Source organism: Zymobacter palmae, assembly GCF_003610015.1.
In the GTDB taxonomy this organism is placed as follows: domain Bacteria; phylum Pseudomonadota; class Gammaproteobacteria; order Pseudomonadales; family Halomonadaceae; genus Zymobacter; species Zymobacter palmae.
In genome coordinates this window covers 2,159,516-2,176,617 of the sequence record NZ_AP018933.1, presented here as the reverse complement: position 1 = coordinate 2,176,617, position 17,102 = coordinate 2,159,516, and the positions used below count along the sequence as shown (strand labels likewise).

Here is a 17,102-nt window from a genome sequence, read left to right as displayed (position 1 = left end):
AACATGACGCAGATTGCATTGGTTACAGGCGCCAGCCGTGGTATCGGTAAAGCCATTGCTCATCAGTTGGCTCGTCAGGGCATGACCGTCATCGGTACGGCTACCTCTGAAGCGGGTGCTGCGCGCATCGAAGAAGCGCTCAAGGCTGAAGGGTTCAATGGGGCAGGTATGTGCCTGAACGTAACGGACAGCGCCTCCGTCGAGAAGGTCGTTGCCGAGATTAACGAACGCTTCGGCGCACCGACCGTACTGGTCAACAATGCGGGCATCACGCGTGATACGCTGCTGGCACGTATGAAAGAAGACCAGTGGGACGACGTGCTGGACACGAACCTCAAGTCGATCTATCGCGTCAGCAAGGCGTGCCTGAAGGGCATGACCAAAGCGCGCTACGGTCGCATCATCAACATCAGCTCTGTCGTTGCCGGAATGGGTAACGCGGGGCAAACCAACTATGCTGCCGCCAAGGCGGGCATGGAAGGCTTCACGCGTGCACTGGCACGTGAAGTCGGTGTTCGTAATATCACGGTCAATGCCGTAGCCCCTGGTTTCATCGCTACGGAAATGACCGATGTCTTGCCTGAAGCGCATCGCGAGGCTCTGCTGACGCAGATTCCTGTCGGTCGCCTGGGCCAGCCAGAAGAAATTGCGGGGGTCGTCGGTTTTCTGGCCAGCGACGCCGCATCCTATGTCACCGGTGAAGTAATTCAGGTAAATGGTGGCATGAACATGCGCTAACCGCTCATCGGGCCATCTTGCGTCCCCTGAGCGTCGTCTATAAACTACCGTCAGTCTTGAACCGACGAATCCGATTTCTTTAGGAGTTTACCCTCATGAGCAGCATTGAAGAGCGCGTCAAGAAAATCGTTGTTGAACAGCTGGGCGTTAAACCGGAAGAAGTTCAGAACAACTCTTCTTTCACTGAAGACCTGGGTGCTGATTCCCTCGACACCGTTGAGCTGGTAATGGCTCTGGAAGAGGAATTCGACACTGAAATTCCTGACGAAGAAGCTGAAAAGATCACTACCGTTCAGGAAGCGATCGACTACGTCAACGCTCACCAGTAATGGTGGCGGGGCAGCTTGTCGCGCTGTCATGACAGAAGTGAGAGGGTAGTCGTCGGTACTGTCTCGATCGCAATTCTGTCGGTGTCAGGCAAGCCGTTCGATGCCCAGCAAAGGAAGGGTCATCCCGTTGGGGTGGCCCTTCTGCGTATACACAAAGTGCACCTCAACCGTGGTCCCGGTCATCCTGCACAGACAGGAAGGCCCTGTTGCCGTTATACTGGTGCCCATAAATGAACGGGAATGCAGCAAACGTCTGTCATGACGCAGGAAATGGCTGTGTTCCAGAAAATCATGGTCGTATGCAGCAGGCTGGTTGTCATGCTGTGTACCCCCAGTTGCTTTGGAGAGTCGCATGTCTCGCAGAAGGGTCGTTGTTACCGGTCTTGGGCTGATAACACCTGTGGGTAACACCGTCGAAGAATCGTGGAAAAACATTACGGCGGGCAAGAGCGGTGTAAGTACCATCACTCATTTCGATGCCTCTCAGTTCAATACGCGCTTCTGCGGTGCGATCAAGGATTTCGATGCCGAAAGCTTTGGCATTGATCGCAAGAGCGCCCGCAAGATGGATCTGTTCGTCCAGTACGGCGTTGCGGCAGGTACTCAGGCCGTCGCCGATGCTGGCATTGAAGTCACCGAAGAAAATGCTCACCGCATCGGTGTGGCCATCGGTTCCGGTATCGGTGGTCTGCCGATGATCGAAACCAACCTGAATGCCATGAACGCTGGCGGCCCGCGCAAGATCTCTCCGTTCTTCGTTCCGGGTTCCATCATCAACATGGTGTCCGGCAACCTGGCGATCAAATTCGGCTTCACTGGCCCGAACTTTGCGATCACCACGGCCTGCACAACCGGTACGCACAACATCGGCTACTCCGCACGCACGATCGCTTACGGCGATGCTGACATCATGATCTGTGGCGGTGCTGAAATGGCGTCCTGCGCGCTCGGGATCGGCGGCTTCTCTGCTGCACGTGCGCTGTCCACGCGTAACGATGATCCGGCTGCAGCTAGCCGTCCGTGGGACCGCGACCGTGATGGTTTCGTCCTGTCCGACGGTGCCGGCGTACTGGTGCTTGAAGAGTACGAACATGCCAAGGCGCGCGGTGCGAAGATCTATGCCGAGCTGTCTGGCTTCGGTATGAGCGACGACGCTCATCACATCACGGCACCGAACGGTATTGGTGCAGAGATGGCGATGAAGAATGCCATCGCCGATGCCCGCATCGCTGCAGACCAGATCGACTATATCAACGCGCACGGTACATCGACCCAGCTGGGTGACTCCGGTGAAAGCCAGGCGATTGAAAACGTCATGGGCGACGCTGCGAAGCACGTTGCCGTCAGCTCCACTAAATCCATGATCGGTCACCTGCTGGGTGCTGCCGGTGCCGTGGAAGCGGCCTTTAGCGTTCTGGCTATCCGTGATCAGATTGCTCCGCCGACTATCAACCTCGACAATCCGAGCGAAGACTGCCGTCTGGATTACGTGCCGAACACGGCGCGCCAGATGAAGATCGACTACGCCATGAGCAACTCGTTCGGTTTCGGCGGTACCAACGGTACGCTGATCTTCAGCAAGATCTGATGATGGGTGCCCAGATGGAAACGATTCCGTCCGATGATCGCGGCTTGGCCTACGGTGACGGCGTTTTCGAAACCATTCTGGTGCAGCACGGCAAGCCCTCGCTGTGGGCCTGGCACTGCGCCAGGCTTGCGCGGGGGTGTCGTCGTCTGGGGTTCGAGCCACCTGCTCAGGCGGTGCTCGATGCCCAGTACAGTGCACTGCCTGTCCAAGGCTGTCATGTGCTCAAGTTGATCGTGACGCGAGGCAGCGGAGGGCGTGGCTACTGCCCGCCTGATGTGCCATCGCCTCGCCTGATTAGCCGCCTGATGCTGTTCTCGCCCCAGCCTGTTCGTTGGCAGAAAGGCGTGACCGTGCGTCTGTGTACGTTGACAATGGCTTCCCAGCCTCGGCTGGCGGGGATCAAACATCTCAATCGGCTTGAGAATGTACTGGCACGTCAGGAGTGGCAGAGCCCCGACATTGCCGAAGGGCTGCTGTGCAATGCCCGCGGCGAGCTGGTTGAAGCCACGGCCATGAACGTGATCTGGTATCAGGAAGGTTGCTGGCTGACACCGCGTACTGATGAATGCGGTGTGCAGGGCACGCTGTCAGCGGCGCTGATGAATGCGGGCCATCTCTCGTATGGCACCTTGGCACTTGATGCACTTCCTGCGGTCAGACATCTGTGTGTACTCAACAGTGTGCAGGGCGTATGGCCTGTCCGACAGGTCGTCGATGCTCAGGGAAGTCCGCTGTCGGCGCACGACATTGACAGCCCCGCCGTGCGCGAGCTTCAGCGACAGGCGCACGCGCTGCTGGGCTATGGCGATAGCGTTTCTTTCGAGCGCTGAGCGCTTCGAGTCCTCTCTGTATTCTTCTTTTCCCCGAGTCCATGGATGAAGGCGGGAATCTTAACCCGAGTCAGGTAGTTATGCGTGCAAGACGAGTAGCAGGACTGAGTCTGCTTCTGGCCGTGATCGTGGGCGGTGCCGCGGTGGGTGGCGGCTATGGGGCATGGTACTGGCAATGGCAGCGTCCAATTGCGCTGACTGTGCCGAAAGTATTCGAGATTGAGCGCGGCATGGGTATTCGCCAGACGCTTGAGCAGCTACAGCAGCAGGGCATCATTGCCTCGACATGGCCGTATCGTGCTAAGGCGTGGCTGGTCCCTGATCGGTTGCGTCACCTGAAAGCGGGCGAGTTTGCGTTGATTCCGGGCATGACACCTGATCAGCTGATCGACAAGCTTTCCAGCGATGACGTCGTGACCTATGGAATGACGATCCCCGAAGGGCGCACGTTCGCTCAGATGCGTGCGCTGATGGATGCGCAGGCCAAGCTGGAGCATCGCACCGCTTCGCTGTCAGATGCAGAGCTGATGCGCCAGATTGGTCACGAGGGCATGCTGCCGGAAGGGCGCTTTCTGCCTACGACCTACCGTTATCATAAAGGCATGAGCGACATCACGCTCTATCGTCAGGCATTCGAGTTGATGAACAGTCGGCTTGATGAGGCGTGGCGCAAGCGCGATGAAGGACTTCCGTACCGTTCGCCAGATGAAGCGCTGGTCATGGCGTCGTTGGTCGAAATGGAAACCGGCGTGCCCGAAGAGCGCAAGGCCATCGCTGGAGTATTCGTACGCCGTCTGGGCAAAGGCATGCGCTTGCAGACAGATCCTGCTGTGGCCTATGGATTGAAGAAGAATGCTCGTACGCTGACACGTGCCGACCTGACGACGCCGACGCCGTACAATACCTATATGAACGAAGGGTTGCCGCCGACGCCGATCGCGCTGCCGGGACAGGCTGCTCTTGACGCGGCACTGCACCCTGCGCCGGGAAGTGCGCTCTATTTTGTGGCGACAGGCAATGGCGGGCACCGCTTCTCAGACTCTTTAGAACAGCACCAGCAGGCCGTGCGCGATTATTTGCGCGTACTGCGTGCGGGCAGTTCGAACAGCTCACATTAAATACACGTTGTAGAGCGTTATTGTGCTGCAACGTTCTCGCGACCGAGCGTCGGCTGCGAGTATCTGCAATAGGAACCGGCGATGACAGCGGAATCCTTGTCTCGGCCAGCAGGGGCGGGACGTTTCATTACTCTGGAAGGTGGAGAAGGGGTCGGCAAGACCACCAACGTTCGCTTTCTGGTCGATCACCTGCGTGCTCGTGGGTTGGAAGTGGTGCAGACCCGTGAACCGGGGGGCAGTCCTCAGGCCGAACGTATTCGCGAACTGTTGCTAACGCCTACTGAGGAAGATCCGCTGGTTGCGGATACCGAACTGCTGCTGATGTTCGCCGCGCGCGCTCAGCATCTGGCCGCAACGATTCTTCCTGCACTAGCGCGTGGTGCGGTAGTGGTATGCGACCGCTTTACCGACGCCACCTATGCCTATCAGGGCGCGGCGCGTGGTCTGGATGTCGAACGCATCGCGGTGTTGGAGCAGTTCGTGCAGCGAGGGCTTCAGCCTGACCTGACGTTGCTGCTGGATATGCCCGTCGAGGCGGCTCGCACGCGTGTCGAATCAAGAGGTAAGCCGCTCGATCGCTTCGAAAACGAAGCGGCGGCTTTCTTCGAGAAAGTGCGTCGTGGCTATCTGGCGCGGGCCGCGCAGTCCGAAGGACGCATGGTCACCGTCGATGCGTCTGGCACGCTGGCTGCTGTGCAGCAGCAGTTGGCCGCCGTGCTGGACGAACACCTTTTACGCTGGGGCCTGTGAGCCTCCGGAGCCGATCCGCATGAGTGAACTGGCTACGCTTCTGCAGGGAGCGCCCGCTGAAATGATGATGAAGGTGGATACGCTGTTGCCGTGGCAACAGTCGTATTGGCATGACTTTCAGCATGCCCTAGCCAATGGACGCTTGCCGCATGCTCTGTTGCTGGCGGGTGCCAGTGGACTGGGCAAGCAGGCATTGGCCGCAGCGATGGGGGCGCATCTGCTGTGCGAGCGCCGTGATACGCTGGCTGCTGAGCAGATTAGTTGCGGGCAATGCCATAGCTGCATGATGCGTAAGGCGGGCAGTCACCCGGATCTGCTGGTGGTCGCACCTGCTGAGCAGGCCAAGTTAATCCGCATTGACGCAGTGCGTGCGGTCAACGATTTCATGGCACAGACCGCGCAGCAGGGTGGCTACCGCGTCATCATGCTCAGCGGCGCTGACGCCATGACCGTAGGGGCTGCCAACGCGCTGCTCAAAACGCTGGAAGAACCCGGTGAGCGTACACTGTTCGTGCTGACCTCTGACCTTCCCTCGCGCGTGCTGCCAACGATCCTCAGCCGCTGTCAGCGCTGGACACTGGCCCATCCTCCTTATCAGGCGTGTGCCGCATGGTTGACCGCACAGCTGGATGATGCCGACGAAGCCCAATTCTGGTGGCGCATTGCCGATGGAGCACCGCTGCGTGCCGTGCGCTGCGGCCGCGGTGACTGGCGTCAGCTGCGACAGAAGATGATCGAACTGTTCGACGCACTGGTACGCGGTGCCGAGCCTGCTGCGGAAGCGGCCCGGTTGGATAAGCAACCGCTGCTGGATGTGCTCGATATCGGCATTGCTTGGCTGGAGGACCTTATTCGTCTGGGGCTGTCCGGTGATGAGCGCGGCGTCAGGAACGTCGATGTGCTGCCGCTATACCGTCAGGCCGTCAAGAATGGGCGCGTGCGCGACTGGTACCGCCTGCTGGACTATGCCCACGAGCAACGGCGCCTGCTGATGGCAGGCAGCAACCCCAATCCTATGCTGGTGCTTGAATCATGGCTCATTCGCTGGGCAGCACTGCTGCGCTCCTGAGCGGCCATTTCAATCATGTTTCATGAAGGTGAATTACCCTGATGTCCGTCACTGCTTCTGATATTCCCGCGTCACCGCTCTCTTCGGATGAACTGTATCTCGTCGACTCTCACTGTCATCTTGATCGCCTGCGTCAGGGCGGTCTGTCCGAGCAGGAAATGGACGATATCGTCGCAGCGGCGCGTTATAACGGCGTGAAGCGCATGCTGACGCTGCCGACCACGCTGGATGATATGCCTGCCGTTGTTGCACTGGCCCGTCGTCATCCTGAAATCGTCTATGCCCTAGGCGTTCATCCGCTGACGCCGCTGGAGACCGAGCCAAGTCTGGATGAATTGCGTGCGCTGATTGAGCGCTATGAGCCGGTAGCCATTGGTGAGATTGGGCTGGATTACTGCACTAACGAGCAGGGCGACTACCGCATTGCGCCGGACATCCAGCGCGAACGCCTGGTGCGTCACCTTGTTGCCGCCACAGAGGCACGGCTGCCCGTATGCATCCATACCCGTGAAGCGCGCGAAGACACGCTGGCACTGCTTAAGGCGCATACCGATCCAGACGTCGGTGGTGTGCTGCACTGTTTTACCGGTGATCTGGAGATGGCGAGAGAAGCCGTACGCATGGGGTTCATGATCTCGATGTCTGGCATCGTTACGTTCCACAGTGCCGAGAATGTGCGCGAACTGGCGCGAGCGATCCCGCTGGATCGTCTGCTGATCGAAACGGATAGCCCTTATCTTGCGCCGGTACCGTTCCGCGGCAAGATGAACCAGCCCGCTTATGTGCTGGAAGTGGCGCGATGCATTGCCGACGTGCGCGGCATTTCGGTGGACGAGGTCATCATGCAAACGACGGCCAACTTCCACCGCTTGTTCAACCGCGTCAGCGCGGCCTAAGCACTGCATCCGCTCGCGCTGACGGGCGGATCAATGGCACTGCCTTTCCTTCTCTGAGCGTTTGCAGGTATACGCGGCTATGACCGATACGCTATCCACGTCCACTCCCGTCGATGCCCTAATGGCGCGTTTGACGCCTGAGCAGCGTGCCGTCGTCCAGCATGAACAGGGACACGCACGCGTAGCGGCCGTTGCTGGGGCGGGCAAGACGTCGACGATGGTGGCACGAGTGATGCATCTGCTAGCGCAGGGCGTTGCGGCCGAGCGCATCATGGTGCTGATGTTCAATCGGCAGGCGCGCGAAGACTTTGCCCGCAAGCTCAAGGAAGTGGCGCAGCCCGGGCAAAAACTGCCTCAGGTGCGCACGTTCCACTCAGTAGGGCATCGCCTGACGGACACGCTGACCCGTTGGGGCGTACTGTCGCCCGCGACGCTGCTTGGAGCGGAGTGGCAGTGGGAGCGCCTGTGCCGCCAGGCGGTACAGCAAGTGATGCAGGATGAAGATGACGATGCTGCTGAAGCTGCGCTTGAAGAAGACCGTGTCGGCTTGTTCGGCCAGTTCTGCGATCAGGTGAAAGGGCGCCTGGAAGCCCCCGAACTACTGGTCGAAGGCGATGACTTCGGTGAAGGCTGTCGTCATTTTCCTTCTGCCTATTACCGCTTGCAGGCGATGATGACCGAGCAGCGCGTAATGGGCTATGCCGACCTGATCCATCGTCCTCTTAAAGTGCTGGTTAAGGATAAGGCGCTGCGTGAGCGTGTCAGCGGCTTTCTTGATCATGTGATCGTCGATGAGTATCAAGATATCAATGAGGCGCAGAACTGCCTGCTGGCAATTCTTGCCGCGGGTCGTGCCCAAGTGATGGCTGTCGGCGATGCCAACCAGTGCATCTATGCCTGGCGTGGCGCTAGTGTCGATGCTATGAAACAGAGCTTTGAGCGCCGTTTCGGGGTTCCCGTCGATTACCCGCTGTCCTATACCTTCCGGCACGGGCATGCGCTGGCGCTGCTCGCGAACCATGCCATCGCCGGCAGTGCTGATCCCAACAGCCCCCAGACCCTTTCTGCGCCGGGTACACCGGATACGACGGTTTCCACGGCAACCGGTATGACGCAGGCACTCGAAACGCTGACCCGTTGGCGAGAACAGGTGAGCGATAGCAATATCGCCGTGCTGGTACGCAGCTGGCACCAGAGCGTTGCCCTTCAGCTTCACCTTCTGCGTCAGGGCATTCCGTTTCGGCTCGGGCGCTCGGAGCGCTTTGTTTTTCAGCTGCCGCTGGTGCGAGCGCTGGCCGGCTATCTGGAAGTGGCACGCCATCCGCTGCTGATGGGGGACGCCGATCACCTGCAACTGCTGTTCTCTCAACCTCCTGCATTTGTCAGCCGTGACGTGCTACGGACGCTGTGCCAACAACTGGCACAGACGGGAGAGTGGCCTTCTGCAGCTGCTCCTGTACTGGCAGCGCTGAAGCCGTTCCAGCAGCGCTCGCTGCGCCAGCGCTGGGCTTTGATTCAGAAGCTGCCTCAGTGGCGCGACGCACGACCTGCCGATTTGCTGGAGCATGTCACTACGACACTGGGTGCTGACAAGTTGCTGCGCCGCGCCGCCGTGCGACGGGAGAAGGGTGAGGAAGACATTCGTCTGATGGATGTGTTGATCGAACAGGCCGGAGAGCTGGCCGATGACATCGACAGTTTCATTACTTTGCTGAAGACGCCTGAAGGTCCGCAGGGGGATGCAGGGGATGGATTGCTGATTTCGACCATGCACGGTGCCAAAGGGTTGGAATGGTCGCGGGTGATGCTGTGGGGGCTGAACGAAGAAGAGTGCCCGCTTTACAGTCGTGACACCCCCCTGACCAAGGAAAGCCTCGATGAAGAGCGCCGCCTGTTCTACGTGGGCGTGACACGCGCGCGCGAAGCACTGATGCTGATCAACGATGGCGGTCAGCATCGCCCTAGCCGTTTTCTGGAAGAGTGTGCGTGGCAGGACGTCATGGCTGTGCGCGAAGCACTGGCTCATCGTGATGACGAAATGCCGACGGTGGCAGTGCGCCATCCGGCTATCGTCAAGCGCTATCTAGCGGCTCAGCAGCTCACGCTGGATATCAAGGCGAAACCTAAGTCTAAGCCAATATCAGCACCGGCAGCAGCTGGCCATGGTGACAGTGCGACGCGCTCGACGACCAAACGCAGTGCAGGACCGATTACCGATCCTGATGCAGAGTGGCAGGTGGGCGATCAGCTACGCCATGGCCGTTTTGGTGAAGGAGTTGTTGTTCATGTTCGTGGCAGTGGCCCGCACTGCGTGATAGAGGTTCGCTTTGATCACAAGCGTGGCGTCACCAAACTGATGGCATCACAGGCGCCTATCTCGCGTCTATGAGCCAGTAGAGATACCGCAGGTGCCAGCAAAAGATTGCTCTGCATCTGATAATGCCAACGGCTGTAGCGTTGTTGGTATCCGAGCTTATGCCGTGGTTGCCGCTTGCGGCTACTTCCTTTGTTACCCATCCCATGTTCATCGCACAGCATCGCTGTCGCATGCTATTTATCGGCGAACACATGCGTTGTCATCCGCTGGTGGGCAAAACTCACCTTCCTCCCCATGATGCTATTCATGGGGGGCGAGTAAGGTTGGCCTTTTTTCTGGTACGTTCTCGCTGAGTGACACTGTACCTCGGGGCCCGATCCCGCCTGCCGCATCCGCTCATCCATAACCCTCTGAGTGACAAGATACGATCTATTGGCTAAGTGATGGATATTGTTGATAGGCATTAGTGGGGGCTTGCCTGTCGCTGCGCTATTCACTGCGTAAAAGCAGAGTATGACACGGTGGGAGATGTTCATGCCGCAATGAGTATTTGTTATTTTATTGCAAAAGAGGGTATGGCTAATAACCGCGTTGGTCTTGCTATCACATAATGGATGGCAAGAAGGCACTTCGTTCTATTTTTAAGTGCGATGGGGTAAGTGATGGGGCACAAGTGTCATTCGTTATGCATGACGCTTTATCACTTCGCATTGTTTGTCGTGGACTTTCTTTTAGTAAAACTGGGAAAGGCAACATGCAGTAGACAACGTATTAATATCGCTGGATTTACGTGTGAAGGGGTTAAGTGGTCACTAAAGGTTATTTGTTAATTGCCGAATAACAACAGATAGGGCAGAATACCCTCCCTAAGACGAGAGACATCTCTCGTCAAAAAATCTGGTTGTTGCTTACTTATTGATTCAACAGGGAAATAAACATGATCTATTGTCAGGGTTGTGGTAAAGAGATGCACGAAAGTGCCCAGGCTTGCCCGTCTTGCGGCGCGCCGAGCACCGGTGCTACCACTGGGGGGAAAAGTAAGGTCGTAGCGGGTATCCTCGCGATCTTCCTCGGCGCATTCGGTATTCACCGTTTCTACCTCGGTAATATCGGTCTGGGTATCCTTTACCTGCTGTTCTTCTGGACGGGCATTCCGGGTATCGTCGCTTTCATCGAAGGCTTGGTATTCCTGTGTGGCGACGAACAGAAGTTCAACGCGAAGTATAATCGCCGCTGATTCTTATCGCTGATAAGTTTCTCTGCGCCGTGCATAGCCTATATGCACGGCGTTGTTGTATATATGGCATCATTGGCGTCAACCGATTTGGAAGTGAGGCTGCGATGAGCGATACGGACACTACATCTGAAAACACACTGGTGCCGACCGAGCACGAACAACAGGGCACTGTGCCTGCGGAGAGCAAGGCCAATGCACTTCGCCCCAATATGATCTACTGCTACGGTTGTGGTCAGCAGATTCATCAGCAGGCGCGGGCGTGCCCGCACTGTGGTGCGCCTAGCCGCAACGCCGATTCGTTGCAGAATGTATTGGGGGGGAAAGGTAAGAACCGGATTGTGGCTGCCGTGCTGGCCTTCTGGCTGGGCATATTCGGTGCGCATCGCTTCTATCTGGGCAACCCGATCATGGCGATCTTCTACATCCTGTTCTTCTGGACGCTGATTCCGTCATTCGTCGCCATGGGGGAAGGGATCTACTTCCTTTGCATGGACCCACAGCGTTTTGATGAAAAATATAATCGTCAGCGTTAAGTATCGTCCATCGTGCGCTATCAAGAACGCCAGTGGGGAAACCCGCTGGCGTTCTTGCATTCGGGTGGTATGGGCGGCGTTGGGTGTGTGTCGTATAGGAATGGCGAAAATAGTGGCTAGGTCAGATAATACGCCACCTGCCACCTGCCACCTGCCACCTGCCACCTGCCACCTGCCACCTGCCACCTGCCACCTGCCACCTGCCACCTGCCAACAGCCAACAGCCAACAGCCAACAGCCAACAGCCAACAGCCAACAGCCAGATCCGGGTGGCGTAGTCTTTAGCATCTCTATGTGAGCATCTTGCTCATCATTTTTATATCGGTCTGTTCTAAAAAAGCCCGGCATCTCTTGCCTCGGTTGACGCTGGCGGAGCAGCGATTGAGGTCGGACGCCGGGCTTTTGATATCGTGACAGTCGATTGCTGGCCTAGTGGCTGGCGGTGGTCTGTCCTCTCGTACGGTGTTTACATACTGAGTACGCTTACATATTGGGATAGTTAGGCCCGCTGCCACCTTCCGGGGGCGTCCAGGTAATATTGCGTGACGGGTCCTTAATATCACAGGTCTTGCAGTGAATGCAGTTAGCCGGATTAATCTGGAACGCGGGGCCATCATCGGTGGTGATGATCTCGTAGACACCCGCCGGGCAGTAACGCTGTGCGGGTTCATCGAACAGCGGCAGATTGACCCGAACCGGTACCTGCGGGTCGGTCAGCTTCAGATGGCAAGGCTGACGTTCGTCGTGCTGGGTATTGGCCAGATAAACGGATGACGTGCGGTCGAACGACAGCTTGCCGTCAGGTGCGGGGTAGGCAAACGGCGTGCAATCGCGGGCAAAGCGTAGGCGCTGATAGTCGGGCACGCGATCGTGCAGCGTAGGCAGTATGCGGCCACGCGTCCACTGATCGAACAGGTTCCAACCTCCGCCCATCAGTGTTCCCATGCGGTGCAGGGCCGGGCCGAAGCTGCGTGTCTTGCTAAGAGCCTCGTAGGCCCAGCTGGCCTTGAAGCGCTGCTCGATATCTGTCGTGGTGGGTTGCTGACGGGCCGGCGCCTGCTCATGGCGCAGGGCTTCAAAGGCAGATTCTGCCGCTAACATGCCCGATTTCATCGCCATATGAATGCCTTTGATGCGCGAGAAGTCGAGCGTGCCTGCATCGCAGCCGATCAGCATACCGCCGGGAAAGGTCTGCTTGGGCAGGCTATTAAGGCCGCCCTTGGTGATACTGCGTGCGCCGTATGCCAGACGAGTACCGCCTTCCAGTACCTTGGCGAACAGCGGGTGGTGCTTCATGCGCTGAAATTCATCAAACGGTGATAGGTGCGGGTTGCGGTAGTCCAGATCGACGATCAGTCCTACCATGACCTGGCGGTCGGCACCGTGATAGAGGAAGCTGCCGCCGCTGGCACGGCCGTTGAGTGGCCAGCCTGATGCGTGGGTGATCTCGCCGGGGCGGTGCTGCTCGGCGGGCACTTCCCACAGTTCTTTGAAACCGATCGCATAGTGCTGTGCATCGCGCTGATGGTCGAGAGCAAAACGCTTGATCAGCTGCTTACCCAAATGGCCGCGTGAGCCTTCGGCGAACAGCGTCAGCGGCGCTTCCAGCTGTATGCCCGGTTCGAAATCGTCGCGGGGCACCTCGTTGGCATCCAGCCCCATGTCGCCGGTCACGACGCCTTTGACATGGCCTTCTTCATCCAGTGCCAGTGATTGGGCAGCAAAGCCAGGGAAGATATCGACTCCCAGCGCTTCGGCCTGTTCGCCGAGCCAGCGACACAGATCGCCGGCGCTGATTACATAGCTGTCGTGATTGTGCATGGACGGCGGCACGAAGGGCGAGGGTACGGTGATCGCATGCTTGGCGCTGGTCAGCAGACAGACCTTTTCCTTGGTGACCGCAGTCGTCACTGGAGCGCCGCGTTCTTTCCAGTCAGGGAACAGTTCGCTTAGCGCTGTCGTGTCCAGCAGCGCCCCCGATAGAATATGCGCACCGATTTCAGCCCCTTTTTCGAGCACGGCCACCGAGAGCTCGCAGCCCGCATCCTTGGCCAACTGTCGTAGGCGACAGGCGGCGGCCAGACCGGCAGGTCCCGCACCTACGATGATGACGTCGAATTCCATGACTTCGCGTTCCACGATGATCTCCTGTGTCGAAAACGGGCTCTGACCCGTTACCGGATATGGGGTGAAAAGGGCGCATCATGCTAGACTCTCTGCCTTCATCCTTCTAGCGTGTTGCATCGAAGGACGGATGGGTAGAGGCGCCAGCGGCCGACACGGTAGGTCTTACCTGATATGTACGCTTATTGTACACGAGCGAGCGCACATGATGACGGCCGATGGTATGGCGCATCACGCTCTGGCTGACCGAAACGATGCAACGCGGGTCCCCTGACACTATTTGCATACACATGAACACGAGGATGCCATGAAGGTACTCGTCGCGATCAAGCGCGTCATTGATCACAACGTGAAAGTGCGCGTCAATGCGGAAAATACCGCCGTTGACCAAGCTCACGTGAAAATGGCTATGAACCCCTTCTGCGAAATTGCCGTGGAAGAAGCGGTTCGGCTCAAGGAAAAGGGCATCGCGTCTGAGACGGTTGCCGTGACGATCGGTCCGCAGGCCGCTCAAGAGCAGCTGCGCGCCGCTCTAGCGCTGGGCATCGACCGCGTCATCCATATTGAGACGGAAGAAGCGCTCGAGTCGCTGGCCGTCGCCAAACTGCTGAAAGTGATCGCCGAAGAAGAGCAGCCGGGCTTAGTGCTGCTGGGCAAGCAGTCCATCGACACCGACAACAACCAGACTGGGCAGATGCTGTCTGCACTGTTGGGCTGGGCGCAGGGTACTTATGCTTCTGAACTGTCGTTCGAGCATGAAGGCTACTGTGTCGTCACGCGTGAAATCGACGACGGCCTAGAAACGCTGTCGCTGCGTTTGCCCGCGGTCGTCACGGTGGATCTGCGCCTCAACGAGCCGCGTTATGCGCGTCTGCCGGCCATCATGAAGGCGAAGAAAAAACCGATCGACACACGTCAAGCGGCCGACATGGGTATCGATCTGACGCCTCACCTCGAACGCCTCAGCGTCGAGCTGCCGCCGGAACGTCAGGCGGGTGTCATGGTGGATTCCGTAGATGAACTGATCGACCGACTGAAGAACGAAGCGAAGGTGCTGTCATGAGTGTGCTGGTTCTAGGTGAACATCGTGAAGGCGTTTTGAGCAGCGCAATGCCGCACGTCGTGGCGGCGGCGCGTCAGCTGAGCGACGACGTGGATGTGCTGATCGTCGGTTTCGACGTCAATCTGGCGCTGGGTGAAGCGGCCAAGCTGGACGGTGTACGCCATGTGCTGGCGGCCGATTCCGTGCACTTGGTGCATCCGTTGGCCGAAGACGTCACGCAGGTTATCCTGCCGCTGATGGACGGTTACAGCCACCTGCTGGTGGCAAACAGTGCCATAGGCCGCAGTGTGCTGCCGCGGGTAGCGGCGCTGTTGGACGTTTCCCCGATCTCCGACGTGATCGCGATTAAGGATGACGCCACGTTCGTGCGTCCCGCCTATGCGGGCAGTGTGCTGGAGACCGTGCGCTCCAGAGACGACAAGAAACTGTTGACGGTTCGTCCAACGGCTTTCGAACCGGTCGAGATCCTGCCGCGTATGAATGCGCGCTTTGAGGTTGCCGCAACGGCGGCACCCAGCAGCCAGGTGCAGTTCGTATCGGAAGACATTGATGAAAACGATGGCCCGACGCTTTCCAATGCGCGCATCGTCATTTCCGGTGGTCGCGGAGTCGGTAGCGCCGACAACTTCCTACTACTGGCCGCGCTGGCGGACAAGCTGGATGCGGCCATTGGTGCCTCACGTGCCGCTGTTGATGCAGGCTTCGTGCCCAACGACCTGCAGGTCGGCCAGACCGGCAAGATCGTAGCGCCTGAGCTATATATTGCGGTAGGTATCTCTGGTGCGATTCAGCACCAAGCGGGCATGCAGGACTCCAAGGTGATTGTGGCGATCAACCAGGATCCTGAAGCCCCGATCTTCCGCATTGCCGATTATGGGCTTGTTGGGAACCTGCTTGAAGTACTGCCGGAACTCGAACGCAAGCTGTGAGGTCGTAGTCAGTGCGCGCTTCCCGCCGATCGGGTGGAAAGCGCGCGCTGTCGCATCGAGATCATGTCAGGAAAGGTCATATGTGATGACTTTTCACTGATGTGATTTCCTGCTTCACTGTCAATGAGTAACGTGTGCATTATCGCCTGGCGACGGTGTAGGCTGAACCTAGGCTTCTATGCCTCTGCCAAGGGGCATTCTTCCACAGTGTCGTCTGCGCTTTGCGCCAGACAGGGCATGTTCCAGATACAGGACGAGAGTTTCCATGAACGAATCGGTCGAGCACTCCATGTCCATCCTCTCGCTTGTCTCGCACGCCAGTGGCGTGGTGCAAGCGGTCATGGCTATCCTGCTGCTCTTTTCCATTACCTCGTGGGTCATCATCTTTCGACGTGGCGTCGATCTGGTGCGCGCCCGTCGTGCACTGGATGGCTTCGAGCAGCGCTTCTGGTCGGGTATTGACCTTAATGAACTGTACAAGTCCCAGCCGGAGCGTCCGACCGGGGCCGCACACGTGTTCCATGCCGGCTTCCGTGAATTCAACCGTCAGGTCACACGGCTGAAGGATATCGGTGGCATTATGGGCAGTGTCGAGCGTGGCATGCGCGTAGCGCTTTCCCGTGAAGAGTCACGCAACGGCCAGCACCTTTCCATTCTGGCGATTATCAGCTCTGCCAGCCCGTACATCGGTTTGTTCGGTACGGTATGGGGCATTATGGGATCGTTTCAGTCGCTATCGCTGGCCCAGCAGGCTACGCTGGCGACGGTCGCCCCGTGGATCGCTGAAGCACTGATTGCGACTGCTACCGGGCTGTTTGCCGCCATTCCAGCCGTCATCGCGTACAACCGCCTGTCATCGTCCGTCGATCAGCTGCAGACGCGCTATGAAGATTTCGCAGAAGAGCTGTATGCCATTCTCGAACGCAACCTGCAGGCTCAGCGTCTGCAGCGCGAACGTGATAAGGCCTGAGGAGGCGTCGCATGCAAGGTCCGTTCAGTCGCCGCAGCCGTCGCAAGCTGGCCAGCGACATCAACGTCGTGCCGTTCATTGACGTCATGCTGGTGCTGTTGGTCATCTTCATGATCACCGCACCGATGATGAACCAAGGGGTTAACGTCGACTTACCTAAGGCCAGTGCCACGCCGGTAGACGAGAGCAAACCGGCGATTGTCGTTTCCGTGGACAGCGACGGACGCTACTACGTTGGACAGAAAGGGCACGACCAGCTGACCACGCTCGAGCAGTTGGGCGAGCAGGTGCAGGATATCCTGAAAGGGGCACCGGGTTCGCCGGTTATGGTGCGAGGCGATAGCCACGTGGCCTACGGTGATATCGTAGTGCTGATGGCCACGCTGCAGCGTGCAGGTGTCCCGAATGTCGGACTGCTGTCAGCACCAGGTGGCAAACCCTGATGCCTGATTGGCGATCATTTCCAGTTGGAATGTGATCAAGATATCGGTAGCAAGATAAAGGGCCGTGCGACGCAATGTCGTGCAGCCCTTCGTCGTTTTAGGGCCATCCCTTAAGAGTCTATTTCATAACCTGAGTCATTGATTTTGCCCTTTCTAAAATAGATGGCT

The 17,102-nt window shown here is 58.1% G+C and carries 17 protein-coding genes; 15 read left to right on the top strand and 2 right to left on the bottom strand.

Annotation, left to right across the window (positions count from 1 at the left end):
* Positions 1–3: 3 nt before the first annotated feature.
* Positions 4–738 carry a 3-oxoacyl-ACP reductase FabG gene (gene fabG / locus ZBT109_RS09725; RefSeq protein WP_027704684.1) on the top strand — a complete coding sequence of 245 codons (735 nt, stop codon included), beginning with the start codon at positions 4–6 and terminating at the stop codon, positions 736–738.
* Positions 739–833: 95 nt separating this feature from the next.
* Positions 834–1,067, top strand: coding sequence for an acyl carrier protein (gene acpP, locus ZBT109_RS09720; protein ID WP_027704683.1), 234 nt, complete (start codon positions 834–836; stop codon positions 1,065–1,067).
* 84 nt (positions 1,068–1,151) lie between these two features.
* Here the strand turns inward: acpP and ZBT109_RS13630 are convergent, their stop codons facing one another.
* A complete protein-coding gene (locus tag ZBT109_RS13630) occupies positions 1,152–1,421 on the bottom strand; it encodes a hypothetical protein (protein ID WP_145984516.1) in 270 nt (89 codons plus the stop codon).
* On the opposite strand from ZBT109_RS13630, the gene fabF reads away from it, so the two are divergent.
* From fabF to ZBT109_RS09670, 9 genes are all read left to right on the top strand, one after another.
* Entirely contained in the window at positions 1,420–2,655 is a 1,236-nt protein-coding gene (gene fabF, locus ZBT109_RS09715; RefSeq protein ID WP_027704682.1) for a beta-ketoacyl-ACP synthase II, read from the top strand. The genes ZBT109_RS13630 and fabF overlap by 2 nt on opposite strands.
* Complete coding sequence (pabC, locus tag ZBT109_RS09710) at positions 2,655–3,485, top strand: aminodeoxychorismate lyase (protein ID WP_027704681.1); 831 nt, start codon at positions 2,655–2,657, stop codon at positions 3,483–3,485. Before fabF ends, pabC begins: the two co-directional genes overlap by 1 nt.
* Positions 3,486–3,565: 80 nt before the next feature.
* Entirely contained in the window at positions 3,566–4,603 is a 1,038-nt protein-coding gene (gene mltG, locus ZBT109_RS09705; RefSeq protein ID WP_027704680.1) for an endolytic transglycosylase MltG, read from the top strand.
* Positions 4,604–4,684: 81 nt separating this feature from the next.
* The gene (gene tmk, locus ZBT109_RS09700; RefSeq protein WP_051523692.1) at positions 4,685–5,353 is read left to right on the top strand and encodes a dTMP kinase; all 669 of its coding nucleotides are present in this window, start codon (positions 4,685–4,687) and stop codon (positions 5,351–5,353) included.
* A 67-nt stretch (positions 5,354–5,420) separates the two neighbouring features.
* The gene (locus ZBT109_RS09695; RefSeq protein WP_027704678.1) at positions 5,421–6,422 is read left to right on the top strand and encodes a DNA polymerase III subunit delta'; all 1,002 of its coding nucleotides are present in this window, start codon (positions 5,421–5,423) and stop codon (positions 6,420–6,422) included.
* Between the two features lie 41 nt (positions 6,423–6,463).
* Positions 6,464–7,318, top strand: a complete 855-nt coding sequence (locus ZBT109_RS09690) for a TatD family hydrolase (RefSeq protein WP_051523691.1) — start codon at positions 6,464–6,466, stop codon at positions 7,316–7,318.
* 79 nt (positions 7,319–7,397) lie between these two features.
* Positions 7,398–9,707 carry an ATP-dependent helicase gene (locus ZBT109_RS09685; protein WP_232012837.1) on the top strand — a complete coding sequence of 770 codons (2,310 nt, stop codon included), beginning with the start codon at positions 7,398–7,400 and terminating at the stop codon, positions 9,705–9,707.
* Positions 9,708–10,572: 865 nt separating this feature from the next.
* Positions 10,573–10,872, top strand: coding sequence for a TM2 domain-containing protein (locus ZBT109_RS09675; protein WP_038277756.1), 300 nt, complete (start codon positions 10,573–10,575; stop codon positions 10,870–10,872).
* Positions 10,873–10,976: 104 nt separating this feature from the next.
* Positions 10,977–11,405 carry a TM2 domain-containing protein gene (locus tag ZBT109_RS09670; RefSeq protein ID WP_197714333.1) on the top strand — a complete coding sequence of 143 codons (429 nt, stop codon included), beginning with the start codon at positions 10,977–10,979 and terminating at the stop codon, positions 11,403–11,405.
* Between the two features lie 483 nt (positions 11,406–11,888).
* Here ZBT109_RS09670 and ZBT109_RS09665 read toward each other — a convergent pair whose 3' ends face one another.
* Positions 11,889–13,529, bottom strand: a complete 1,641-nt coding sequence (locus ZBT109_RS09665) for an electron transfer flavoprotein-ubiquinone oxidoreductase (protein WP_038277773.1) — start codon at positions 13,527–13,529, stop codon at positions 11,889–11,891.
* Between the two features lie 307 nt (positions 13,530–13,836).
* Between ZBT109_RS09665 and ZBT109_RS09660 the strand changes: the two genes are divergently transcribed.
* From ZBT109_RS09660 to tolR, 4 genes are all read left to right on the top strand, one after another.
* Positions 13,837–14,592, top strand: coding sequence for an electron transfer flavoprotein subunit beta/FixA family protein (locus tag ZBT109_RS09660; protein ID WP_027704672.1), 756 nt, complete (start codon positions 13,837–13,839; stop codon positions 14,590–14,592).
* Complete coding sequence (locus ZBT109_RS09655) at positions 14,589–15,521, top strand: electron transfer flavoprotein subunit alpha/FixB family protein (protein WP_027704671.1); 933 nt, start codon at positions 14,589–14,591, stop codon at positions 15,519–15,521. Before ZBT109_RS09660 ends, ZBT109_RS09655 begins: the two co-directional genes overlap by 4 nt.
* Positions 15,522–15,786: 265 nt before the next feature.
* Entirely contained in the window at positions 15,787–16,491 is a 705-nt protein-coding gene (tolQ, locus tag ZBT109_RS09650; RefSeq protein ID WP_027704670.1) for a protein TolQ, read from the top strand.
* Positions 16,492–16,502: 11 nt separating this feature from the next.
* Positions 16,503–16,934 (top strand): protein TolR, encoded by a 432-nt coding sequence (gene tolR, locus ZBT109_RS09645; RefSeq protein WP_027704669.1) that lies wholly within the window; start codon positions 16,503–16,505, stop codon positions 16,932–16,934.
* The last annotated feature ends 168 nt before the right edge of the window (positions 16,935–17,102 follow it).